Below are 22,624 nucleotides of genomic sequence, written 5' to 3'. Positions count from 1 at the left end.
CGGTCCTCAGCGGATGTTGTTGTCGTGCCCGTGAGCGCCCGAGGGCAGCGTCGGGATGGACTTCTGCATCTGCACGAGGAACTCCACGTTGGAGTGGGTCTCCTTCAGCTTGCCGAGCACGACCTCCAGGGCCTGCTGCGGGTCGAGGCCGGCGAGAGCACGGCGCAGCTTCCAGGTGATCTTGACCTCGTCGGCCGAGAGCAGCATCTCCTCGCGGCGGGTGCTGGACGCGTTGACGTCGACCGCCGGGAAGATCCGCTTGTCGGCCAGCTGACGCGACAGCCGCAGCTCGCTGTTGCCGGTGCCCTTGAACTCCTCGAAGATGACCTCGTCCATCTTGGAACCGGTCTCGACGAGCGCGGTGGCGAGGATCGTGAGGGATCCGCCGTTCTCGATGTTGCGCGCGGCACCGAAGAAGCGCTTCGGCGGGTAAAGCGCGGACGCGTCGACGCCGCCGGTGAGCACGCGGCCGGACGCCGGAGCGGCCAGGTTGTACGCGCGCCCGAGGCGGGTGATCGAGTCGAGCAGCACGACCACGTCGCGGCCCAGCTCGACGAGGCGCTTGGCCCGCTCGATCGCGAGCTCGGCGACCGTCGTGTGGTCCTCCGCGGGGCGGTCGAAGGTGGAGGCGATGACCTCGCCCTTCACGGTGCGCTCCATGTCGGTGACCTCTTCGGGGCGCTCGTCGACGAGCACGACCATGAGGTGGACCTCGGGGTTGTTCTGCGCGATCGCGTTGGCGATCTGCTGCAGGACGATCGTCTTGCCGGCCTTGGGCGGTGCGACGATGAGGCCGCGCTGGCCCTTGCCGATCGGCGCGACGAGGTCGATGATCCGCTGCGTGAGCTTCTCCGGAGCCGTCTCCAGCCGCAGACGCTCCTGCGGGTAGAGCGGGGTGAGCTTGCCGAACTCCACGCGGGTGGCCGCATCGTCGACCGAGAGGCCGTTGATCGAGTCGACCTTGACCAGGGCGTTGTACTTCTGCCGACCCTGCTGCTCGCCCTCGCGCGGCTGCTTGATGGAGCCGACGACGGCGTCGCCCTTGCGGAGGTTGTACTTCTTGACCTGGCCGAGCGAGACGTAGACGTCGCTCGGGCCGGCCAGGTAACCGGTGGTGCGCACGAAGGCGTAGTTGTCGAGCACGTCGAGGATGCCGGCGATCGGGATGAGGACGTCGTCCTCGGTGATCTCCGTCTCGAACTCGTCGACCTGGCCGCCGCTGCGACGCTTGTTGCGCTGACGGTTGCGGCCGTTGCCGTTACCCGACTGGTCGTCGTCGGCCGGCGCGTTCTGCGCCTGCTCCTGACCGCCGCCCTGGCCACGGCCACGGTTGCGGTTGCGGTTGCGGCTGCGGCCCCGACCGCCCTGCTCCTCGCCGTTGTCGGCCTCGCCGGACGAGTCCTTCGAGGGAGCGTCCGCCTCGGCCTCGTTCTTCGCGGCAGCGCCGTCGTTCTTCGACTCGCTCTTCGCCGCGTCGTTCTTGGCGCGGCCGCCCTGGGCGGTGCCCGCGTCGGCGGTCTCCGCCGCGCTGTCGGCCGGTGCGGCCTCGGCCTTCTCGGTCTTCGCCTCCGAGGCCTCGGCATCCGCCTTCTTCGTGCGACGGCCGCGGGCGGACTTGGGGGCCTCGGCGGGCGCCTCGGTGGTCTCGGCAGCCGGTGCCGCTTCGGCCGGTGCGGCCTCGGCCGGAGCCTCGGCGTCCGCCTTCTTCGCCCGCGTGCGGCGCGGAGCCTTCGCCTTCGGGGCCGCCTCCGCCGCCTCGGCGGAGTCGCCGGCAGCCGCAGGGGCCTCCGCCGAGCCGGACTCCTCCGCGGCCTTGGCCGCCTTGGCCGCAGCCGTAGCGGTGTTCGCCCGACGCGGTGCGCGCTTCTTGGCCGGAGCGGATTCGGTCGCCTGCTCGGCGACGGGGGCATCGGCGGTCGGAGCCGCCTGATCGTTCTGGGTCTCGGAGAGGTTCTCCACGAGTACTCCCTTATAGGTCATGGGAAATGAGCGTGAACGCGCACAACGGGTGCTGCGCACGATCGCACGGGCTGACGCTCGGCGTCAGCCAGCCTCGGCACTTGGGCCTCAGGGGTTCGCGTGCGGGTCTTGCAAGAGATGCAATGGGGCCAGATTCACGAATGCTACGTGGAGCCCTCCGCTCGATCCCCCACTGTACCACCACGGACGTCGACGGCGAGCAGGAGCGCCTCCCACGGGGTGTCGGTCACCTGATTGGCCACCTCGACGGCGTCCAGACGGCTGCCGGGACCGTCGGCGAGCACGAGCACGCTGGGTCCGGCGCCGGAGACGACCGCCGCGAATCCGGCGGCACGCAGAGCCTGCACGAGGCGCTGCGTCTCCGGCATGGCACCAGCGCGGTAGTCCTGGTGCAGGCGGTCGGCGGTCGCGTCGAGCAGCAGCTCCGGGCTCTGCATCAGCGCGGCGATGAGCAGTGCGGACCGGGACACGTTGAACACCGCGTCGGCCGTGGAGACGTGCGGCGGCTGCAGCGACCGGGCCTGCGAGGTGGACATCGTGTACGCCGGGACGAGGACGAGCGGGGAGACGCCGCGGTGCACGAGGAGCTTCTTGTGCTGCGGGCCGCGCTCCCCCATCCACGCGATCGTGAGCCCGCCGAACAGCGCAGGGGCCACGTTGTCCGGGTGGCCCTCCAGCTCGGTCGCCAGGCGCAGCAGATCGGTGTCGGAGATGTCGACGTCTCCCGCCAGCAGCCCCTTCGCCGCGAGCACACCGGCAGCGACGGCCGCGCCGGAGGACCCGAGGCCTCGGCCGTGCGGGACGGCGTTCTCGGCCACGATGCGCAGACCGGGCATCGGCCGGCCTGCGTCGGCGAACACGTGGGCGATCGTCCGGACGATGAGGTTGGAGGCATCCCGCGGGATGTCCTCGGCACCGGAACCGGAGACCTCGATCTCGAGCTGCCCCTCGGGGAGCGCCGTCACCTCGAGCCGGTCGTAGATGCTGAGCGCCAGGCCGAGCGTGTCGAAGCCGGGGCCGAGGTTGGCGCTCGTCGCCGGCACCGTCACCTCGACCGTGCGACCCACACGCGCACCGTGCTCCTCGGGGGCGGGAGCCGTGGCCGTCACGGTGGTCACTCGCCTTCCACCCGGAGGACGGACACCACGCGGGCGACGACGTCGCTGCCCGCGAGCACGTCCACCGTGTCGCTGAGGGCCTGCTCCGTCGCGCGATGCGTGCCGATGATGAGGCGTGCGGTCGGCTCGTCCTCCCCCTCGACGGTCTGGACGACGGTCGCGACGGACACCCCGCCGTCGCTGAGGATACCGGCGACGGTCGCAAGCACGCCGGGGGCGTCGGAGACCTCGAGGGTGATCTGGTAGCGCGTGGTCACGTGGCCGATGGGCACGACGGGGAGGTTCGCCCGGGTGGACTCGCCCACGCCGACGCCGCCGGCGATGTGCCGACGAGCGGCGGAGACCACGTCGCCGAGCACGGCCGAGGCCGTCTGGATACCGCCCGCGCCGGCGCCGTAGAACATGAGGGAGCCCGCCGCCTCGGCCTCGACGAAGACGGCGTTGTTGGCACCGTGCACGGAGGCGAGAGGGTGGGCGACCGGCACGAGGGCGGGGTAGACCCGCACCGAGATGGACTCGGCGCCGTCGGCCTCGATGCGCTCGCAGACGGCGAGCAGCTTGATCACGAAGCCCGCCGCGCGGGCCTCCTCGATCATCGACGCCGTGATGGTGGTGATCCCCTCGCGGTGCACCGCCTCCAGCGGCACCGCGGTGTGGAAGGCGAGGCTGGCAAGGATCGCGGCCTTCTGCGCGGCGTCGTAGCCTTCGACGTCCGCGGTCGGGTCGGCCTCCGCATATCCGAGGCGCTGCGCGTCCGCCAGCACGTCGGCGAAGTCGGCGCCCTCGGTGTCCATCCGGTCGAGGATGTAGTTCGTGGTGCCGTTGACGATGCCCATGATCCGCACGACGCGGTCGCCCGCGAGCGAGTCGCGCAGCGGACGGATGATCGGGATGGCACCCGCGGCCGCCGCCTCGTAGTACACCGAGGCGCCGACGCGATCCGCCGCCTCGAACAGCTCCGGTCCGTGGGTGGCCAGCAGCGCCTTGTTGGCCGTGACCACGTCGGCTCCCGAGCCGATCGCCTGGAGGATGTTGGTGCGGGCGGGCTCGATGCCGCCGATGAGCTCGATCACGATGTCGGCGCCGAGGATGAGCGACTCGGCGTCGGTCGTGAAGAGCTCCTTCGGGAGCTCGACGTCGCGGGGCGCGTCGAGGTCACGGACCGCGATTCCGGCCAGGTCCAGCGCGGCACCCGCGCGGTCGGCCAGCTCGTCGCCGTGGCGGAGCAGGAGGGCCGCCACCTGGGAGCCGACGGCCCCGGCGCCCAGCAGCGCCACGCGAAGTCGTCTGTAGTCAGTCAATGGGTGCTCCTTCGGGGTGGGTCATCGTGCTCCCTCGGGGGCGTGCGCCCCGTCGATGCCCGCGTCGCGGGCCAGCAGGTCGTGGACGGTCTCGCCGCGGACGATCACCCGCGAGCGCCCCTCCCGCACCGCCACGATCGGCGGCCGCGGGACGTGGTTGTAGTTGCTCGCGAGCGAGGCGCAGTAGGCGCCGGTCGCCGGGACGGCCAGCAGATCGCCCGGTGTCACGTCTCCGGGGAGGTACTCGTGGTCGACGACGATGTCGCCGGACTCGCAGTGCTTGCCGACCACTCGGCTCAGCTGGGGCTCGTCCGTCCCCGTCCGCGAGGCGAGGCGGGCGGAGTAGCTGGCGCCGTAGAGAGCCGTACGGGCGTTGTCGCTCATCCCGCCGTCGACGCTGACGTACCGCCGCGTGGCCCCGGAGGCGACCGTGACGTCCTTCGTCGTGCCGACCTCGTAGAGGGTCACACCCGCCGTGCCGACGATCGCGCGCCCGGGCTCGAACGAGAGCGCGGGCACCGCGATGCCCCGCGCCGCGCAGCCCTCGGCGACCGCCGCCACGATGCCGTCGGCCAGCTCGTCGATCGGCGTGGGGTCGTCGACGCGGGTGTAGGCGATGCCGAAGCCGCCGCCGAGGTTTAGCTGCGGCACCGGGCCGTCCTCGAGGAGGGCGGCGTGCAGTTCGAGCACGCGCGACGCGGATTCGCGGAAGCCGGCCACGCCGAAGATCTGGGAGCCGATGTGGCAGTGCAGGCCGGCGAACTCCAGCCCCGGGATCTCGCGGATGCGGGCCACGGCGACCTCGGCCTCGGCGAGCGGGAAGCCGAACTTCTGGTCCTCGTGGGCCGTGGCGAGGAAGTCGTGGGTCTCGGCGTGGACGCCGCTGATGACCCGGACCATGACGCGCTGCACGGTGTCCGTCCGGGCCGTGATGGCGGCGAGGCGCTCGATCTCGATCGCGCTGTCGACGACGATCGTGCCGATGCCGAGAGCGACAGCGCGCTCCAGCTCGGCGACCGACTTGTTGTTGCCGTGGAAGCCCAGCGAGGCCGGTGCGACCCCCGCGGCGAGGGCGACCTCGAGCTCGCCGCCGGTGCACACGTCGATGCGCAGCCCCTCGTCGACGACCCAGCGGGCGACCGTCGTGCATAGGAAGGCCTTGCCGGCGTAGTACACCTGCGCGGTCGTGCCGTGCGCCGAGGCGGCGCGGTCGAACGCGTCGCGGAAGGCCCGGGCGCGGCGCCGCACCTCGTCCTCATCGAGCACGAGGAGCGGCGTGCCGTAGGTGCGGGCGAGCTCGGGCGCCGGCACTCCGGCGAGCACCAGGCTGCCGTCGTCGTCGCGCGTGGCCGAAGCCGGCCAGACACCCGGCGCGAGATCGTTCGGATCTTCGGGGACGACGAGCCAGTCCGGAGCGAGCGTGGCGGCAGAGTCGAGCACGGAACACCAATCGTGGGACGGATCTCGGGCGGAGGCGCACATCGAGTTGCCCCGATTCTAGGGCACCCTCTGTCGCTGCCTGGTCACGGTGACACGCCGCGTCAACCCCCTGGGGAGCGGTACCGCCCGGCTCGTAGGGTGGGCACGTGGCAGACACCGACAACCGAGACTCCGAGAACCACTCCGCAGCCCCGGCCCGCCCGGGGCTGGTCGCCCGCATCACGGGTCCGGTGATCGCCTGGGCCCTCGCCCGGCGCCCGGTCAGGGCCGTGCTGCTGTACTCCGAGCGCCGTGGCCCGATGCTCGCCGACAGCGTGACCTACCGGGCCCTGTTCAGCGTCTTCGCGGGCGTGCTCCTCGGCTTCTCCCTCGCGGCCCTCTGGCTGTCCGGCAACCCGGAGGCCTGGCGCGCGATCATCGACGCCGTGCAATCCGCGGTCCCCGGGCTCATCGGCGAGGGCGGTGTCATCAATACGAACGACCTCCGGACTCCGGCCTCGTTCTCGATCGCCGGCATCATCTCCCTCGTCGCGCTGGTCGGTGCCGCTCTCGGCGCCATCGGCTCGCTCCGCACGGCCATCCGGACCATCGCCGGCACGATCCAGGCGGACATCCTGTGGATCTGGGTCATCGTCCGCAACCTCCTGCTCGCCGTCGGCATCGGGCTCGCGTTCGTGCTCGCCGCCGGGATCACCTTCATCGGACAGCTCGGGGTGACCTGGATCGGCGATCTGCTCGGGGTGCCGTCGGATTCGCCGCTGCTCGCCTGGACGGTCCGTCTCCTGTCGCTGCTCGTGGTCTTCATCCTCGATGCGGCCCTGATCGTCGGCGCCTTCCTCCTGCTGTCCGGCGTCCGGCCCGCCGCGCGCTCCCTGTGGAGCGGCGCCTTCCTCGGCGCCTTCGGCCTCATCGTGCTGCAGCAGCTCTCCGGACTGTTCGTGGGCGGAGCGACGAGCAACCCCCTCCTCGCGTCGTTCGCCTCGCTCCTCGCGCTCCTGATCTGGCTCCAGCTGTCCACGCAGGTCATCCTCGTCGCGTGCGCCTACATCGTGACCGCCGAAGAGGAGCGCGGCGACCGCCTGCACGAACGGTTCGGTGCGCGGACGTTCGTGCAGCGACGGCTGCAGCGCGCCGAGGTCGACGTGAAGATCGCGACGGCCGAGCTGCGCGACGCCCAGCGCGCGGCGGCCGAGGAGAACGGCACCGCCGCCCCGGAGTGAGGTCCTCGTTGTGACCGGAATCGATAGGATGGTCACAACGAGAGGGGACGCATGTCCGCACCACGACGGCACACCGTGACCGTTCCCGGCGCCGCGGTGTCGGTCCTGGAATGGCGCCCCTCCGGCGAGACGCAGACACCCGTGCTGCTGCTGCACGGCGGCGGGGCCGACAGTGCGGAGCTCTCCTGGGGCGAGGTCGGGCCGGCGCTGGCGGCGGCCGGACACCGCGTCCTCGCGCCGGACCACCCCGGCTTCGGACGCAGCCCACGCCTCGATGCGTCGCTGACCCAGGAGCGCCTGGTGCAGTACGTCGGCGACCTCGTCGACGCCCTCGAGCTGCACGCGTATGCCATCGGGGGTCTTTCGATGGGCGCGGGGATGGCGCTGGGCCATCTGCTCGACCGCCCGGACGGAGCACACGCCGCCGCCCTCCTCGGCAGTTACGGCCTGATGCCGCGCCTGACGGACGGCACCTTCGGGCCCCTCTCGCACCTGTCGACGTTCCTGCTCCTGCGTTCGGGCCTGCTCGGTGCGATGAAACGCGTCTACGCACGCGACCGGAAGGCGATGACGCGAGGCCTCCAGGATCTCGTGCGCTCCCCCGACGCCCGCACCCCTGGTCTCGTCGACGCGGTGCTCGCCGAGGCCGCGACCGGCTCCGGTCTCACGACGTTCGGCGACTGGCAGCGGGATCAGGTGCGGCCGTTGCGACTCCGCACCGACTACCGTGATCGACTCGCCGAGATCCGCGTCCCGGTCCTCCTCGTGCACGGCGACCGCGACTCCGGTGTCCCTCTCCGGCGGGTCGAGGAGGCCGCGGAGATCCTGCCCGCCGGGCAGCTCCTCGTGGCCCCCGGCGCCGGGCACTGGGTGCAACGGGACCGTCCCGACCTCGTGATCCCCGCCCTGCGCGACTGGTTCGCCCGAGGCTCCGATGCCTAGGCCGCTCGTGCCCGACCGTCGGGGACGCATCCTCGACGCGGCGGAGCGCATGGTCCTGGCCGAGGGCTTCGACGCGATGAACGTCGCCGCGATCGCGCGCGCGGCCGGTATCGGCAAGGGCGCCGTCTACCTGGAGTTCGCGGCGAAACGCGACATCCTCGATGCCCTGCTCCAGCGCGGCACCGCGCGGATCGCCGACGCCGTCGCCCGCACCGCGGGACCGCAGCCGTCGCTCAGCGCCCTCTACCGCGCCACGGCGGCGGCGCTGCTCGGCGACGAGCTCATGACGGCCGCGTTCCTCGACGACGCGGGAGTGCTCGGCGCCCACGTCGCCGCGCAGCCGACCTCCCGGTACCGGACGCGTCACGAACGGGTCGTCGCCGGGATCCGTGACCTCCAGCGCCAGGGCCGGATCGTGCCGGATGTGGAGCCCGAAGCCCTGGCCCTCGCTCTCTCCAGCGCCACCCTCGGACTGCTCTCGGCCGCACGCACGCTGGGACCGCTCGACCGGGGCACGCTGAAGAGCGCCATCGACACGGTCGGCCGCATGGCCGCGAGCTTCGAGACGGAGTGACATGCATCACGAGACATCGGGTCCCCCGGGGACACCACCGCTTCTGCTCCTGCACGGCGGCGGCGTCGCCGGCTGGATGTGGGAGCCGCTGCGCACGCACCTCGATCCTGCGCGGCGGGTCATCGTCCCTGATCTTCCCGGTCACGGCCGCAGCGCGACCGAGGACTACGCGTCGCACGAGGAGACGGTGGCGGCGCTCGTCCCCCTGCTGGAGCAGGAGACCGGACCGGCCACGGTCGTCGGCTTCTCCCTCGGCGCGCAGCTCGCCGTCCTGCTGGCGGCACGACGCCCGGACCTCGTCGCCGACGCCGTCGTCATCAGCGCTCAGGCGGAGCCGATCCGGGCCGTCGGGCCCACTCTGGCGCTGCTCCGCCTCACCGCCGGACTCGCCAGGAACGAGCGCTTCGCCCGTCTGCAGGCGCGCGAGCTGTTCATCCCGGACGCACTGCTCCCCCGCTATCTGGAGACCTCCGCCGCCCTCTCACGCACGACCCTGCTGCGCGCCGTCGAGGAGAACCTGCGTTTCACGCCGCCGCCCGCGTGGAGCACGCACCCCGGCTCGGCACTGGTCCTCGTCGGAGGCGACGAGAAGCCGCTCATGCGCCGTTCCGCCGCGCTGCTGAACCGTGTCCATCCCCGCAGCACCCTCGAGGTCCTCCGTGGTTGCGGTCACGGCATCCCCCTGCAACGGCCGGCGGAACTCGCCGCGCGCCTGCAGGAGCGCCTGCCCGGGTGAACCGGGGTGCGCTCAGCGGTCGCAGGTGCCCTTCGCCTGGAGTGCCTCGTCGGTGACGATCGCGCCGTCCGCATCGACGTCGATCACGGCGTCGTCGCCGACGATCTCGACCCCCGTCAGCGTGAGACCGGCCGGGAGCTGGTCGGCGACGCACACCCGTCGTGGCTGGGTGATCCCCTCGCCGAGGGAGCCGAGCGACGACCCGACGCGGTCGAGGTCGACCTCCACGCCGCCGACGCTGGCCGCCACCGGCGTGAGTTCGAGGTCCCCCTCGACGGCGCCGGGGGTGAACGTGACGGACACCGGGACCGCCGTCCCGAGCACCGCGAAGGAGCCGCCGAGCGTCGCGTTCGGCGCGGCGAACTCGACCGTGTCGACGGGCAGGTCGGTGTCCGAGAGCAGAGCGGTGAACTGCTCCTGGTCGATGCGGATGGTGCCGTCGGCGCCATCGAGGTCGCCGCCGCGCAGCGGGACGCCCGTCGCGGTGACGTCGGCCGCCCCCGTGATGCCCTGCAGCGTCACGGCGTCGGTCGACAGGCGCAGGGTGTCGAGGCGGCCGGCGAGCAGCTGCGGCAACAGGATCCCCTCGGTCTCGACATCGAGCTGCTGGTCGGCGGGCAGGTCGAGCTGCTCGATCACCATCGACCGCACGACGCCGGGGAGCACGGCACGGGCGACGAGCTCCGCCGCGACCACGAGGGCGGCGAGCACGACCACGACGATGAGGACGACCCAGGGCCACCGGCGCCGCCGCGGCGCTGCGCTCTTCCGCCCACGACCGTCCGCCGGGTCGGGGACCACGAGCGTCGGGTGCTCGTCCGAGGGCTTCGGGTACGGGAGGGTCGGGTTGTCGTCGCTCATGGCGCTCCCTACATGCGCTCGGGCGCGGAGACGCCGAGCAGGTCGAGCCCGTTGCGGAAGACCTGGCCGGCGGCGTCGTTCAGCCACAGGCGCGTGCGGTGCACGTCCTCGACCGGGGCGTCGCTCAGGGGGATCACCCGGCAGTTGTCGTACCAGCGGTGGTACAGCCCGGCGAGCTCCTCCAGGTAGCGCGCGACGCGGTGCGGCTCGCGCACCTCGGCGGCGAACGCGACGATGCGCGGGAACTCCTGCAGCGCGCCCAGCAGCGCCGCCTCGGTCTCGTGCGTGAGCGTCTCCGGGGCGAAGACCGAGCGGTCGATGCCGGAGTCGGCGGCGTTGCGCGCGACGTTGTGGGTGCGGGCGTGTGCGTACTGCACGTAGAACACCGGGTTGTCGTTCGTGCGCTTCTGCAGCAGCTCCGGGTCGAGGTCGAGCGGCGAGTCGGCGGGCGAGCGCTCCAGCGAGTACCGCAGCGCGTCCGTGCCGAGCCAGTCGAGCAGGTCGTCCATCTCGATGATGTTGCCGGCGCGCTTGCTGAGGCGGGCACCGTTGATCGAGACCATCTGGCCGATGAGCACCTGGATGTTCTTCGCGGGGTCGTCGCCCGCCGCTCCCGCGACCGCCTTGAGACGGTGCACGTAGCCATGGTGGTCGGCGCCGAGCAGGTAGATCTTGTCGCGGAAGCCGCGGTCGCCCTTGTTCAGGTAGTAGGCGGCATCGGCGGCGAAGTACGTGTACTCGCCGTTCGAGCGGCGGATCACGCGGTCCTTGTCGTCGCCGAAGTCGGTGGTGCGCACCCAGACGGCGCCGTCCTCGTCGAACACGTGGCCCTGCTCGCGCAGACGGTCGACGGCCTGGTCGATCAGGCTGGAACCGGAGGCGTCCTTCGCGTGGAGGGTGCGCTCGGAGAACCACACGTCGAACGGCACGTTGAAGCGCTCGAGGGAGTGCTTGATCTCGGCGAGCTGGTACTCGTAGCCGAGCTCGCGGGCGACGGCGAGCTGCTCCTCCTCCGGGAGGTCGAGCAGGTCGGGGCGGGCCTCGAGGACGCGGCCGGCCAGCGTCGCGATGTACTCGCCCGGGTAGCCGCCCTCCGGCGTGGGCTCTCCCTTCGCCGCGGCCAGCACGGACGCGGCGAAGCGGTCCATCTGCACGCCCGCGTCGTTGATGTAGTACTCGCGCACCGCACGGGCGCCGCTCGCGAGGAGCAGGCGGACGATCGCGTCGCCGAGGGCCGCCCAGCGCGTGTGCGCGATGTGCAGCGGCCCGGTGGGGTTCGCCGAGACGAACTCGACGTTGACGCTCACGCCCTCCTGCGAGGAGTTCGTCCCGTAGGCGGGGCCGGCGTCGACGATGACCTTCGCGAGCGCGCCGGCGGCCGCCGCGTCGAGGCGGATGTTGAGGAAGCCGGGGCCCGCGACCTCCACACTCGCGATGCCGTCCACATCGGCCAGTCCGTCGGCGATCTGCTGGGCGAGTTCCCGCGGGTTCGTGCCGAAGGACTTGGCCAGGCGCATGGCGATGTTCGAGGCCCAGTCGCCGTGATCGCGGTTGCGCGGGCGCTCCAGCACGATGTCGGCGGCGGAGAGGTCGAACGGCTCGCCCGGACGTCGTTCCTCGGCGATGGGGGCGAGGACGGCGAGGAGGGCGTGGGCGAGCGTTTCAGGATTCATAGACCCCCCAGTTTACGGGGGTGCGCAGGCCCGTTCCGTCGCCCCGTGTCCCGCCGAGTTTGCGATCCGTCCTCCGTGATCTACTCTCACACCATGAACGCCCCCGCCGCCCCTCGTCGACGGCGCATCGCGGGCGTCGCCGCCGCCCTCCTCGTCGCCGTCGCCGCGGGCGTGATCGGGGTCTGGCGACCGTGGGTCCCGGCGCCGTCGTCCCTCCCGGTCGGCGCTGCGGCCGGAGACGAGTCCGCCGCGGTGATCGCTCCCGCACCGCTCGCGCTCCCCGACGAGCCGACCGTCCTCGTCTTCGGCGATTCGTGGACCTACGGCTCTGCCGCGTCCGACCCCACCCTCGGCTACGCGTACGTGCTCGCCGACCTGCTGCACGGCACGACCATCGTGGACGGCGTGCGCGGCAGCGGCTACCTCAAGCCCGGCATCGACGGCCCCACCTTCGGCGAGCGCATCGCGGCGCTGGACCCGAGTCTCGACCCGGACCTCGTCATCATCCAGGGCTCCATCAACGACCGGGCACAGGGCGCTGCCGGCTACCGCGAGGCGGTGACCGGCGCGTGGGACGCGCTGACGGCGCTGTACCCGGAGGCGGCGATCGTCGTGCTCGGCCCCGCGCCGCACGAGCTTCCGGTCGGCGCGCAGACGGCACGGATCGACCGGGATCTCGCGGCTCTCGCCTCGGCCCGCGGCTGGTGGTACATCTCCCCCGTCGCGCGCGAATGGATCACCGAGGACAACTATCTCTCCGTCATCGACGTGGAGGTCGGACGCAAGCATCCGTCCACCGACGGCCACCGCTATCTCGCCGAAAAGCTCGCGGCGGCGCTCGACGAACTGCGCGCCGCGCCGGTCACGGAGGCCGGTGGGTCGGAGACCACCCCCGACGAGTGATATTGTCGATCGGTACGCCTCCGTAGCTCAGTGGATAGAGCGCCGGTTTCCGGTACCGTAGGTCGCAGGTTCGACTCCTGTCGGGGGCACGTACAGCAAGAGGGATCGTCCAGACGGACGGTCCCTCTTCTCGTTCCCCCGGAGGTTGCTCAGCGGGCCCGCCGCCCGGACCGGTAGCCTGGATCCGTGCCCTCCCTCCACATCGCCGGTTCGACGCGCGCTCCGCGCCGTCTGTCGTCCGCGACGCCGATGACGGAGTGGATGCGCGTGGTCCTGCACCCCGGCACCAACGGGTGGACGAGCGTCTGGGGCACCCTCTCGCACGGCGAGATCGCGGGCTGCCCGCCGCCACAGGGATAGGCCGCGCCCGGACGGGTGCGGCGCCATCGCGTCACCCATCCATCTGCCGTGAGGTATCCCTGTGTCTTCTTCGTCGTCCCCTGCCCGTTTCCGTCTCGCGCCGCATGAGCTCTGGCGCGGCATCCGTTCCACCGCCCGGAGCGACGTGCTCGGCGGCGGTCTGCTGCTGACCGCCACGCTCGCCGCCCTGATCCTCGCCAACTCCCCCGCCGCCCCCTGGTACGAGGCCGTCAGGGACTTCCGTCTCGGGGTCCCGGAGTGGCACCTCGAGCTCAGCGTGGGCGCCTGGGCCGCCGACGGCCTGCTCGCCGTGTTCTTCTTCGTCGTCGGACTGGAGCTGAAGGAGGAGTTCGTCGCCGGGCGGCTGCGCGACCCGCGCCGGGCCGCGCTTCCGATCGCCGCCGCGGTGGGCGGCGTCATCGTCCCCGCCCTCTTCTTCGTCGCGATCAACGCCGCGTCGGGCGCCGAGGTCCTCCGCGGATGGGCGATCCCCACGGCCACGGACATCGCGTTCGCGATCGCGGTGCTCGCCGTCGTCGGCCGCTTCCTGCCGCCCGCCCTGCGGGTGTTCCTGCTGACCCTCGCGATCATCGACGACCTCATCGCCATCACGATCATCGCCACCTTCTACACCGAGACCATCAGCTTCCCCTGGCTGATCCTGGCGCTCCTCCCCCTCGCGGGGTTCGCACTCGCTGTGCAGAACGGCATCCGGTCCTGGTGGATCCTGCTTCCCCTCGCCCTGGCCGTCTGGGCGTTCGTACATGCGTCCGGGGTGCACGCGACGGTCGCGGGGGTGCTGCTCGGCTTCATGGTGCCGGTGCGTCCGACGGAGCGCGCGCGGGTGCGGACCGGGACGGACGCCGACGGCGCCCCGGTCTACGACGGTCTCGCCGCGCACTTCGCGGATCGCTGGGGCATCGTGGCGACCCTCGTCGCCGTGCCGGTGTTCGCCTTCTTCGCGGCCGGGGTCGAGATCGGCGGCGTGGACGGCCTCGTCTCGGCGCTGACCGACCCCATCACGATCGGTATCATCGTGGGGCTCGTGCTCGGTAAGCCCGTCGGCATCCTGCTCACGACCTTCCTGTTGAGCCGCATGCCGGCCCTGCGCCTCGATGAGTCGCTGCGCTGGCCGGATCTCGCGGGCATGTCCCTGCTCGCGGGCATCGGGTTCACGGTCTCGCTGCTGGTGGGCGAGCTCGCGTACGGCAGCAGCAGCGTCGCGGACGATCACGTGAAGATCGGCGTGCTCGTCGGCTCCCTCCTCGCCGCGGTCCTCGGCGGACTCGTGCTCGCAGCACGAAGCCGGCGCGCGCGCGGGGCCGCCTCGGCCGGCTGATGCCCCGGCGCGACGGCCGGCCTCAGGCGATCTCGAGGTTTCCGGCCGTCGCGCTGCCCGGCGGTTCCGGTACCAGGTAGAGCCCGGTGGGGCTGTTGGCCGTGTAGGCGAGCGCGTCGACCCACGCGCGATTCACCTCGGGTCTCCTGCTGCCGAAGTACTGGAAGACGATGCTGCTGTAGGCGTGGATCCAGACGGTGTTCTTCCCGCCGCCGACGCTGGCATCCTCCCGCCAGCTGAACGCGAACGGCTCCCCTCGACGCAGCTTCGCGGTGATGACGAGCTGGATGTGCAGGAGCGCGCGGTCCTCGAGTTCGCATCGTTCGTACGCCTCCCCGTCTCATCCGTCAATGCCCTGAGTCATCCCCGAGGCGGTGCCTAGCGTCGGTCACTCCACGTAGCGAAGGAGCACCCGATGAAGGCGATGACCTACCGCGGACCGTACAAGATCCGCGTCGAGGAGAAACCCGATCCGACGATCCAACACCCCAACGACGCGATCGTGCGGGTCACGAGAGCCGCCGTGTGCGGGTCGGATCTCCACCTCTTCCACGGCATGATGCCCGACACCCGTATCGGGCACACCTTCGGTCACGAGATCGTCGGGGTGGTCGAGGAGGTCGGCTCCTCCGTGGAGACGCTGCGCCCGGGCGACCGGGTGATGGTGCCTTTCAACATCTACTGCGGCTCGTGCTACTTCTGCCGCCGCGGTCTCTTCTCGAACTGCCACAACGTGAACCCCAACGCGACAGCGGTCGGGGGGATCTACGGCTACTCGCACACGACGGGCGGGTACGACGGCGGGCAGGCGGAGCGCGTGCGCGTGCCGTTCGCCGATGTCGGCCCGTCGGTGATCCCGGAGTGGCTCACCTCCGAAGACGCGCTGCTGCTCACGGACGCGTTCTCCACCGGCTACTTCGGCGCGCAGCAGGCCGACATCGCCGAAGGGGACACGGTGGTCGTGTTCGGCGCCGGGCCCGTCGGCCTGGCCGCCGCCCGCTCGGCCTGGTTCCTCGGCGCCGGACGGGTCATCGTCGTCGACCACCTCGACTACCGGCTCGAGAAGGCACGGGACTTCGCCTTCGCCGAGACGATGCACCTCCACGAAGCCGGTGACATCGTGCTCGCCCTGAAGAAGGCGACCGGCTACCTCGGCGCGGACGTGGTGATCGACGCGGTCGGCGCGGAGGCGGACGGCAGCGTCGTCCAGCACGTGACCGCCGCGAAGCTCAAGCTGCAGGGCGGCTCCCCCGTCGCGGTGAACTGGGCCATCGACAGCGCGCGCAAGGGCGGCACCGTGTCCATCCTCGGCGCGTACGGTCCTCTGGTGACCTCGGTGCGCCTCGGCGACATCATGAACAAGGGGCTCACGGTGCGCGGCAACCAGGCTCCCGTGAAGAGGCAGTGGCCGCGGCTGCTCGAACACATCCAGGCAGGGCACATCCGTCCCTCCGAGCTGCTGACGCATCGCTTCCCGCTGGAGCACATCGCGGAGGCCTACCACGTGTTCTCGTCCAAGCTCGACGACTGCATCAAACCGCTCATCGTCGTCGGAGAGGAATGACCATGCCGTACGAAGGATCTCGCCCCATCCCCGCACCGACCCCCGAGGAGCTGCGTGCACGGATCCCGGGCTGGGGCGCCGACCTCGCCCCCGAGCACCGCCGCACCTGGCAGCAGCTGGAGGATGTCGGCGACACCGGCGCGCACTGGGACCTCCCCGAGCGTCAGGGCCCCGACCGCGGCCGCGAGCGCTCGATCGAGCACGGCATGCTGCCTCCCGTCTGGGGCACCGCGCAACCGCTGCACGGCGTGTCGGGTGCCATCAGGCGCGTCGCCTACGACCGGTTCAGCGAGACGAAGAACAGCCGCTGGCTGCTGCTCGTGCTGGGCGACCGCGTCGATGCCGTGACCGCGCACGCCCGCTCCCTTATCACCCGGCGGCCGGACGACCCCATCACGCAGACCGGCGTCCTCGCGGAACCGCAGCATCGTCCGCTCGCGTCGCGGTTCGGACGCGGCCGCATCGATCTCCGGCACACCTGGCTCGACCCGATCATCGTCGTGGGGCCCTGGGTGCTGACGGCGGTCCTGGGCGTCCGCGCTCTCCGCCGCCTCGGCCGTCGGCGCTGAGCCGGGACCGAGACGGCGGCGTGGTGGCGCTCAGCGCTGCAGGATGCCCGCGGTGACGACCTCCGGACGGAGATCGAGCCGCCGCAGCAACTGCGCATTGAGCGCCACCACGATCGTCGACAGCGACATGAGCACCGCGCCGACCGACATCGGCAGCACGAAGCCGATCGGAGCGAGCACACCCGCCGCGAGCGGGACGGAGAGCAGGTTGTACCCGGCCGCCCACCAGAGGTTCTGCCTCATCTTCCGGTACGAGGCGCGGGAGAGCTCGATCACCGACAGCACCGCACGCGGGTCGTCTCCGGCGAGGATGACCCCGGCGGAGGCGATCGCCACGTCGGTGCCGGCGCCGATCGCCAGGCCGACGTCGGCCTGAGCGAGCGCGGGCGCGTCGTTCACGCCGTCGCCCACCATCGCGACCCTGCGGCCCTCGTGCTGCAGCTCCTGCACCTTCGCGGCCTTGTCCTCCGGCCGGACGCCCGCGAACACGCGGTCGATGCCGAGGTCGGCCGCGACGGTGTGCGCGACGGCCTCCGCGTCGCCGGTGATCATCACGACCTGGACACCGAGCGCGTGCAGGGCGTCGACCGCGTCCCGCGACTCCGGGCGCAGCTCGTCCGCGAGCTTGAGCGCCCCGATGACGTGTCCATCCCGCAGCACATGCAGGATGATCGCGCCGTCCGCACGCCAGCCCTCCGCAGCGGGGAGCTCGTGGGCATCCTCCTCCGTGAGCAGGTGCGGGCCGCCGACGCGGATCACCGCACCGTCCACCGTCGCGGTCACCCCCACCGCCGGCGAGGACGAGAAGTCGCGGCTCGCCGGCACGCGGAGTTCCTTGTCGCGCGCGGCGCGGACGATGGCCTTCGCCAGCGGATGCTCGCTGTCGGCCTCGGCGGCCGCGGCGAGCGCCAGCACCTCCTCCGCGGTCTCCGCACCGGCCACCGACACCGCGGAGACGACGGGCTCACCCTTGGTCAGCGTGCCGGTCTTGTCGAACAGCACGGTGTCGACGGTGCGCATGCTCTCCAGGGCCAGCCGATCCTTCACGAGCACCCCGCCACGGGCCGCGCGCTCGGTCGCGATCGAGACGACGAGCGGGATGGCCAGGCCCAACGCGTGCGGGCAGGCGATCACGAGGACGGTGATCGTGCGGATGACGGCGTCGTCCGGCAGGCCGACTGCGCTCCACACCACCGCGGTGATCGCGGCAGCACCGAGCGCGAACCAGAACAGCCAGCCGGCTGCCGTGTCGGCGAGACGCTGTGCGCGGGACGAGGAGTTCTGCGCCTCCGTCACGAGCCGCTGGATCCCCGCGAGCGTCGTGTCGTCTCCGGTCGCCGTGATCTCCACGCGCAGCCCCGAGTCGGTGGCGACGGTCCCCGCGGTCACAGGGTCGCCGGTCGCCCGGGTGACGGTGCGGGACTCCCCCGTCACCATGGATTCGTCCATCGAGGCGCGGCCGTCGACGATCCGCCCGTCGGCGGGGATGCTCCCGCCGGGGCGCACCACCACGACATCGCCCACGCGGAGGTCCGACGGGGAGACCCGCACGACCTGATCGCCCTCCACACGCTCCGCCTCGTCCGGCAGCAGCGCGGCCAGCGAGTCGAGGGCGGAGGTGGTCTGCGCCAGAGAGCGCATCTCGATCCAGTGCCCGAGCAGCATGATCACGATGAGGAGAGCGAGCTCCCACCAGAAGTCGAGCTCATGATGCAGCAGGCCGAGGCTCGCTCCCCAGGACGCGACGAACGCCACCGTGATCGCGAGCCCGATGAGCAGCATCATGCCGGGCCGCCGGGCACGGATCTCGCTGACGGCGCCGGTGAGGAACGGCTTCCCTCCCCATACGTACATGACCGTCCCGAGGACCGGCGACACCCAGACCAGACCCGGGATGTCGGGAAGCGGGTAGCCCACGATCATCGCGAACATGCCCGAGAGCAGCACGGTGGGCACGGCGAGGACGAGCATGATCCAGAACAGCCGCCGGAACTGGGCGACGTGGTCGCCGTGATCGCCATGGCCCCCGTGACCGCCGTGTCCCGCGTGATCGTCGTGCCCGGCGTGCCCACTGTGTCCCGCGTGGTCCGCGAGGTGACCGTGCGCGGAATGGTCGTGATGCGAGGTGCTCATGTCTTCCCTCCAACGTCGATGATGCCGTGCGGGGCCGGATCTGTCGCGGCCCCGCACGGGTGGGGGCTCAGGCCGCCCTGGTGTACTTCGCGGGATCGGCGTCGAATGCCGGCCCGCAGCCCGCGCAGCAGAAGTAGTAGCGGGTGCCCTCGTGGTCGCGGTACAACCCCGCGGCCTCGGCGGTCGCGATCACGACGGGCGTTCCGACCATCACCGGGCATTCGGCCATGCCCTCGGCCGGCACGGCGAGCAGGTCGGTGCGCCCTTCGGCGGAGACGCCGCTCTGGCGCGGGACGCTGCAGCAGGATCCTGCGGGGGAATCGGACATGTCGGTACTCCTCTGTCTCTCGTTCACGGGGTGTCCACCGCCCTGCTGCGGAAGGACCGCAGGCGGAGGCTGTTGCCGACGACGAAGACGCTGGAGAACGCCATCGCCGCACCGGCGAGCATGGGGTTGAGCAGGCCGAGCGCCGCCAGCGGGATGGCTGCGACGTTGTAGGCGAACGCCCAGAACAGGTTGCCCTTGATCGTGCCGAGCGTGCGGCGGGACAGGCGGATCGCGTCGGCCGCGCTGCGGAGGTCGCCGCGGACGAGCGTGATGTCGCTCGCCTCGATGGCCGCGTCGGTCCCGGTCCCCATCGCCAGCCCGAGGTCCGCCTGGGCGAGGGCCGCGGCGTCGTTCACACCGTCTCCCACCATCGCGACGACCTTTCCTTCGCCCTGGAGCCGGCGCACCACCTCGACCTTGTCCTGGGGCAGCACCTCGGCGATCACCTCGGTGATCCCCACCTCGCGGGCGATCTGCTCGGCCACCGCACGGTTGTCTCCCGTGAGCAGGACGGGCGTCAGTCCCAGCGCCCGGAGCTGCGCCACCGCCTCCGCGCTCGTGGCCTTGACCGTGTCGGCGACGACGAGCACCCCGCGGGCACGACCGTCCCAGCCCACCGCGATCGCGGTCTTGCCCTGGGCCTCCGCCTCGGCCTTGACCGCAGCCAGCCCCGCGGACAGGTGCTGCGACCAGTCGGCGAGCAACGAGGCGCGTCCCACGACGACGGCGTGGCCGTCCACGATGCCCTGGACGCCCCTGCCCTCGACGTTCGCGAACTCCTCGACGCTCGGCAGGGTGCCGAGCTCCCGGGTGGCCGCGGCCGCCACGGCCTGCGCGATGGGGTGCTCGGAGGCGTCCTCGAGGGCCCCGGCGAGCCGCAGCAGCTCCTCGCGCTGCACGCCGTCGTCGGTGTGCACCGCCGTCAGCGTCATGCGACCGGAGGTGACGGTGCCCGTCTTGTCGAGCACGACCGTATCGACCTTCCGGGTCGACTCGAGCACCTCGGGGCCCTTGATGAGAATGCCCATCTGGGCGCCGCGACCCGTGCCGACGAGGAGAGCGGTCGGCGTGGCCAGACCCAGAGCGCAGGGGCAGGCGATGATGAGCACCGCGACCGCGGCGGTGAAGGCGGCGGCAGCCGGGTACCCGGCCGCGAGCCAGGCCACGAGCGTGCCGAGGGCGATCACGATCACGATCGGCACGAAGATCCCGGAGACACGGTCGGCGAGCCGCTGGACCTCGGCCTTCCCCGTCTGCGCCTCCTCCACGAGCCGCGCCATCTGCGCGAGCTGGGTGTCGGCGCCGATGCGGGTCGCGCGGACGACGAGGCGTCCCCCGGCATTCACGGTGGCGCCGGTGACGACGTCGCCCTCCCCGACCTCGACGGGCACCGACTCGCCGGTCAGCATCGAGGCATCGACGGCGGACGTGCCGCCGACCACCACCCCGTCGGTGGCGATCTTCTCCCCCGGGCGCACGACGAACTCGTCCCCGACCCGCAGCGCGCTCGTCGGGATGCGCGTCTCGACGCCGTCGCGGAGCACGGCGACCTCCTTCGCGCCGAGCTCCAGCAGCGCGCGGAGCGCCGCACCGGCCTGCCGCTTGGAGCGCTTCTCGAAGTAGCGTCCGGCGAGGATGAACGTGGTCACCCCCGCTCCGACCTCGAGGTAGATGTTCCCGGCACCGTCGCTGGGCGCGACGGTGAACTCGAACGGGTGCGTCATGCCGGGCATCCCGGCGGTGCCGAAGAAGAGCGCGTACAGCGACCACAGCAGCGCGGCGATCGTGCCCATCGAGATGAGCGTGTCCATCGTGGCCGCACCGTGCCGGAGGTTGATCCACGCCGCCTTGTGGAACGGCCAGGCCGCCCACACGATCACGGGACCCGCGAGCGCGAGCGACAGCCACTGCCAGTACGTGAACTGGAGCGCCGGGATCATCGCCATCGCGATGACCGGGACGGTGAGCACGACGGAGGCGATCAGCCGCTGCCGCAGCGCCGTCAGCTCCGGATCCGGCTGCTCTCCGTCGGGCTGCGCTCCCTCCGGCGCGGGAGGCGCGGGGACGACGGCGGTGTATCCGGTCTTCTCGACCTCGGCGATGAGCACGGCGGTGTCGACGCCCGCCGGCACCGTGACGCTCGCTTTCTCGGTCGCGTAGTTCACGGTGGCGGTGACGCCGTCGAGACGATTGAGCTTCTTCTCGATCCGCATCGCGCACGACGCGCAGGTCATGCCGCCGATCTCCAGCTCCACGCTGGTCGCGGACGGAGTGTCCATCAGGACCGGACCGCCTGGTAGCCCGCCTCGTCCACGGCGGCCAGCACGGCCGTGTCGTCGACGGGGGCGGAGCTGCGCACCACGAGTCTCCCGCTCTGCGCGCTGACATCGATACCCTCGACACCGGGGATGCGCGACACCTCGTCGCGGATCGCCATCTCGCAGTGGCCGCACGTCATTCCGGTGACCTGGTACTCGCTCGTGCTCATCATGCTTCCTTTCCTCGGGATACCCCCCTGGGGTACTCCTTCGGCACAACCTTATACCCTCCGAGGGTATTCCCGCACGCCCGGCCGCAGCGGGACTCGTCCGCTCCGGGTGAGGGACGCTCGGCATCCGGCGTCGCGCCTGGGAGGATCCCGGTCATGGACTCCTCACCTCTGTCTTCCTGGCGGGACACCGGCACGCGGCGCACCATCGAGGCGTTCGTCGCCGCGGTGACGGAGGGCCCCGACGCCATCCCCGTCGACGAACGCATCGCGGTGTTCGACAACGACGGCACTCTCTGGTCGGAGAAACCCATGCCCACCCAGCTGCACTACGTCGTCGAGCGCTGGCGCGAGGAGGCGACCCGCGACCCCTCCCTGGCCGACCGGCAGCCCTACCGCGCCGCGGTCACCGGTGACCTCGCCTGGCTCGGCACCGCGATCGACAAGCACTACGCCGGCGACGACTCCGACCTCGGCGTCATCATCCAGGCGCTCCTGGGACTGACCGATGGCGTGAGCGTGGAGGACTACGCCCGCTCCGTCGCGGAGTTCTACCGCACGGCCCAGCACCCGCTCCTCGGCCGCCCCTACGCCGAATCGGTGTACCGCCCGATGGTCGAGCTGCTGCGGTACCTCGAGGGCCACGGCTTCACGTGCTACATCGTGTCGGGCGGCGAGCGCGACTTCATGCGGCCGATGACCCAGGCGAACTACGGCATCCCTCCCGAGCGCGTGATCGGCTCGGCGCTCGGACTCGCTTACGACGAGAAGGATGCCAGCGTCCGCTACTCCTCGGCCCTGGCGTTCTTCGACGACGGACCGGAGAAACCGGTGCGGATCTGGAGTCGGATCGGGCGGCGCCCGCTGCTGGCGGCCGGCAACTCGAACGGCGACCTGCCGATGCTCGACTTCGCGCACGGCGGCCCTCGGCCCGGACTCGCCCTGCTGATCCATCACGACGACGCTGACCGCGACGACACGCCCTACGACACGGGAGCGGAGCAGGCCCTCCGCGCAGCCGCCGACCGCGGGTACACCGTGGTGAGTGTCCGCGACGACTGGGCGTCCCTGTTCCCCGACCCCATCTGAGTCGGG

The 22,624-nt window shown here is 71.7% G+C and carries 20 protein-coding genes, 1 tRNA gene and 1 pseudogene; 11 read left to right on the top strand and 11 right to left on the bottom strand.

What is annotated here, in order from left to right:
* Positions 1 to 6 precede the first annotated feature (6 nt).
* The 4 genes from rho to lysA form a co-directional block, all read right to left on the bottom strand.
* Complete coding sequence (gene rho, locus B7W94_RS14160; RefSeq protein WP_126893919.1) at positions 7 to 1,980, bottom strand: transcription termination factor Rho; 1,974 nt, start codon at positions 1,978 to 1,980, stop codon at positions 7 to 9.
* A gap of 143 nt (positions 1,981 to 2,123) precedes the next feature.
* On the bottom strand, positions 2,124 to 3,089 hold the full coding sequence (thrB, locus tag B7W94_RS14155) for a homoserine kinase (protein WP_231729613.1): 966 nt from the start codon (positions 3,087 to 3,089) through the stop codon (positions 2,124 to 2,126).
* Positions 3,090 to 3,094: 5 nt separating this feature from the next.
* On the bottom strand, positions 3,095 to 4,399 hold the full coding sequence (locus B7W94_RS14150; protein WP_025103132.1) for a homoserine dehydrogenase: 1,305 nt from the start codon (positions 4,397 to 4,399) through the stop codon (positions 3,095 to 3,097).
* Between the two features lie 21 nt (positions 4,400 to 4,420).
* Complete coding sequence (gene lysA, locus B7W94_RS14145) at positions 4,421 to 5,839, bottom strand: diaminopimelate decarboxylase (RefSeq protein ID WP_231729430.1); 1,419 nt, start codon at positions 5,837 to 5,839, stop codon at positions 4,421 to 4,423.
* 146 nt (positions 5,840 to 5,985) lie between these two features.
* On the opposite strand from lysA, the gene B7W94_RS14140 reads away from it, so the two are divergent.
* Genes B7W94_RS14140 through B7W94_RS14125 form a run of 4 tightly spaced genes read left to right on the top strand, consistent with a single transcriptional unit; the run spans position 5,986 to position 9,311 of the window.
* A complete protein-coding gene (locus tag B7W94_RS14140) occupies positions 5,986 to 7,059 on the top strand; it encodes a YihY/virulence factor BrkB family protein (RefSeq protein ID WP_172400129.1) in 1,074 nt (357 codons plus the stop codon).
* Positions 7,060 to 7,110: 51 nt separating this feature from the next.
* Positions 7,111 to 8,001 carry an alpha/beta fold hydrolase gene (locus tag B7W94_RS14135; RefSeq protein WP_085607260.1) on the top strand — a complete coding sequence of 297 codons (891 nt, stop codon included), beginning with the start codon at positions 7,111 to 7,113 and terminating at the stop codon, positions 7,999 to 8,001.
* Positions 7,994 to 8,575: a TetR/AcrR family transcriptional regulator gene (locus B7W94_RS14130; protein WP_025103128.1), complete on the top strand. Its 582-nt coding sequence runs from the start codon at positions 7,994 to 7,996 to the stop codon at positions 8,573 to 8,575. Before B7W94_RS14135 ends, B7W94_RS14130 begins: the two co-directional genes overlap by 8 nt.
* 1 nt (position 8,576) lies before the next feature.
* Positions 8,577 to 9,311 carry an alpha/beta fold hydrolase gene (locus B7W94_RS14125; RefSeq protein WP_025103127.1) on the top strand — a complete coding sequence of 245 codons (735 nt, stop codon included), beginning with the start codon at positions 8,577 to 8,579 and terminating at the stop codon, positions 9,309 to 9,311.
* Positions 9,312 to 9,323: 12 nt separating this feature from the next.
* Here the strand turns inward: B7W94_RS14125 and B7W94_RS14120 are convergent, their stop codons facing one another.
* Positions 9,324 to 10,172, bottom strand: coding sequence for an LmeA family phospholipid-binding protein (locus tag B7W94_RS14120; RefSeq protein WP_085607258.1), 849 nt, complete (start codon positions 10,170 to 10,172; stop codon positions 9,324 to 9,326).
* Positions 10,173 to 10,180: 8 nt separating this feature from the next.
* Entirely contained in the window at positions 10,181 to 11,845 is a 1,665-nt protein-coding gene (gene argS / locus B7W94_RS14115; protein ID WP_085607256.1) for an arginine--tRNA ligase, read from the bottom strand.
* Positions 11,846 to 11,938: 93 nt separating this feature from the next.
* Here argS and B7W94_RS14110 point away from each other — a divergent pair, with 93 nt between their 5' ends.
* The 4 genes from B7W94_RS14110 (at position 11,939) to nhaA (ending at position 14,447) form a co-directional block, all read left to right on the top strand.
* Complete coding sequence (locus tag B7W94_RS14110; protein ID WP_085607404.1) at positions 11,939 to 12,748, top strand: SGNH/GDSL hydrolase family protein; 810 nt, start codon at positions 11,939 to 11,941, stop codon at positions 12,746 to 12,748.
* Positions 12,749 to 12,764: 16 nt separating this feature from the next.
* Positions 12,765 to 12,837 (top strand) — tRNA-Arg (locus B7W94_RS14105).
* A 97-nt stretch (positions 12,838 to 12,934) separates the two neighbouring features.
* Positions 12,935 to 13,108: a hypothetical protein gene (locus tag B7W94_RS18145; protein ID WP_172400128.1), complete on the top strand. Its 174-nt coding sequence runs from the start codon at positions 12,935 to 12,937 to the stop codon at positions 13,106 to 13,108.
* 61 nt (positions 13,109 to 13,169) lie between these two features.
* On the top strand, positions 13,170 to 14,447 hold the full coding sequence (gene nhaA, locus B7W94_RS14100; RefSeq protein ID WP_085607254.1) for a Na+/H+ antiporter NhaA: 1,278 nt from the start codon (positions 13,170 to 13,172) through the stop codon (positions 14,445 to 14,447).
* Positions 14,448 to 14,469: 22 nt separating this feature from the next.
* Here the strand turns inward: nhaA and B7W94_RS18585 are convergent.
* Positions 14,470 to 14,760 (bottom strand): annotated as a pseudogene (locus tag B7W94_RS18585) (DUF7882 family protein); the annotation flags it as partial.
* 102 nt (positions 14,761 to 14,862) lie between these two features.
* On the opposite strand from B7W94_RS18585, the gene B7W94_RS14090 reads away from it, so the two are divergent.
* Complete coding sequence (locus B7W94_RS14090; RefSeq protein ID WP_085607252.1) at positions 14,863 to 16,011, top strand: zinc-dependent alcohol dehydrogenase; 1,149 nt, start codon at positions 14,863 to 14,865, stop codon at positions 16,009 to 16,011.
* Positions 16,012 to 16,013: 2 nt separating this feature from the next.
* Entirely contained in the window at positions 16,014 to 16,580 is a 567-nt protein-coding gene (locus tag B7W94_RS14085) for a hypothetical protein (RefSeq protein WP_085607250.1), read from the top strand.
* Between the two features lie 30 nt (positions 16,581 to 16,610).
* Here B7W94_RS14085 and B7W94_RS14080 read toward each other — a convergent pair whose 3' ends face one another.
* The 4 genes from B7W94_RS14080 to B7W94_RS14065 all read right to left on the bottom strand — a co-directional run bounded on the left by B7W94_RS14080 (position 16,611) and on the right by B7W94_RS14065 (position 21,529).
* The gene (locus B7W94_RS14080) at positions 16,611 to 18,713 is read right to left on the bottom strand and encodes a heavy metal translocating P-type ATPase (RefSeq protein WP_139833335.1); all 2,103 of its coding nucleotides are present in this window, start codon (positions 18,711 to 18,713) and stop codon (positions 16,611 to 16,613) included.
* Positions 18,714 to 18,780: 67 nt separating this feature from the next.
* Positions 18,781 to 19,041, bottom strand: coding sequence for a YHS domain-containing protein (locus B7W94_RS14075; protein WP_085607402.1), 261 nt, complete (start codon positions 19,039 to 19,041; stop codon positions 18,781 to 18,783).
* A gap of 23 nt (positions 19,042 to 19,064) precedes the next feature.
* A complete protein-coding gene (locus tag B7W94_RS14070) occupies positions 19,065 to 21,320 on the bottom strand; it encodes a heavy metal translocating P-type ATPase (RefSeq protein WP_085607246.1) in 2,256 nt (751 codons plus the stop codon).
* A complete protein-coding gene (locus B7W94_RS14065; RefSeq protein WP_025103117.1) occupies positions 21,320 to 21,529 on the bottom strand; it encodes a heavy-metal-associated domain-containing protein in 210 nt (69 codons plus the stop codon). The genes B7W94_RS14070 and B7W94_RS14065 overlap by 1 nt, the downstream gene beginning before the upstream one ends.
* Before the next feature lie 156 nt (positions 21,530 to 21,685).
* Between B7W94_RS14065 and B7W94_RS14060 the strand changes: the two genes are divergently transcribed.
* On the top strand, positions 21,686 to 22,618 hold the full coding sequence (locus B7W94_RS14060) for an HAD family hydrolase (RefSeq protein WP_025103116.1): 933 nt from the start codon (positions 21,686 to 21,688) through the stop codon (positions 22,616 to 22,618).
* Positions 22,619 to 22,624 lie beyond the last annotated feature (6 nt).

The sequence above is a fragment of the Microbacterium sp. LEMMJ01 genome (assembly GCF_002114135.1).
Lineage (GTDB): Bacteria > Actinomycetota > Actinomycetes > Actinomycetales > Microbacteriaceae > Microbacterium.
This window is presented reverse-complemented; position numbering and strand designations above follow the sequence as displayed.

Bases quoted from the DNA above. Each gene is read 5' to 3' on its own strand.
- rho (WP_126893919.1), bottom strand. From the start codon at position 1,980: ATGACCTATAAGGGAGTACTCGTGGAGAACCTCTCCGAGACCCAGAAC.
- B7W94_RS14135 (WP_085607260.1), top strand. From the start codon at position 7,111: ATGTCCGCACCACGACGGCACACCGTGACCGTTCCCGGCGCCGCGGTG.
- B7W94_RS14130 (WP_025103128.1), top strand. From the start codon at position 7,994: ATGCCTAGGCCGCTCGTGCCCGACCGTCGGGGACGCATCCTCGACGCG.
- B7W94_RS14125 (WP_025103127.1), top strand. From the start codon at position 8,577: ATGCATCACGAGACATCGGGTCCCCCGGGGACACCACCGCTTCTGCTC.
- B7W94_RS14120 (WP_085607258.1), bottom strand. From the start codon at position 10,172: ATGAGCGACGACAACCCGACCCTCCCGTACCCGAAGCCCTCGGACGAG.
- argS (WP_085607256.1), bottom strand. From the start codon at position 11,845: ATGAATCCTGAAACGCTCGCCCACGCCCTCCTCGCCGTCCTCGCCCCC.
- B7W94_RS14110 (WP_085607404.1), top strand. From the start codon at position 11,939: ATGAACGCCCCCGCCGCCCCTCGTCGACGGCGCATCGCGGGCGTCGCC.
- B7W94_RS14090 (WP_085607252.1), top strand. From the start codon at position 14,863: ATGAAGGCGATGACCTACCGCGGACCGTACAAGATCCGCGTCGAGGAG.
- B7W94_RS14085 (WP_085607250.1), top strand. From the start codon at position 16,014: ATGCCGTACGAAGGATCTCGCCCCATCCCCGCACCGACCCCCGAGGAG.
- B7W94_RS14080 (WP_139833335.1), bottom strand. From the start codon at position 18,713: ATGAGCACCTCGCATCACGACCATTCCGCGCACGGTCACCTCGCGGAC.
- B7W94_RS14075 (WP_085607402.1), bottom strand. From the start codon at position 19,041: ATGTCCGATTCCCCCGCAGGATCCTGCTGCAGCGTCCCGCGCCAGAGC.
- B7W94_RS14070 (WP_085607246.1), bottom strand. From the start codon at position 21,320: ATGGACACTCCGTCCGCGACCAGCGTGGAGCTGGAGATCGGCGGCATG.
- B7W94_RS14065 (WP_025103117.1), bottom strand. From the start codon at position 21,529: ATGAGCACGAGCGAGTACCAGGTCACCGGAATGACGTGCGGCCACTGC.
- B7W94_RS14060 (WP_025103116.1), top strand. From the start codon at position 21,686: ATGGACTCCTCACCTCTGTCTTCCTGGCGGGACACCGGCACGCGGCGC.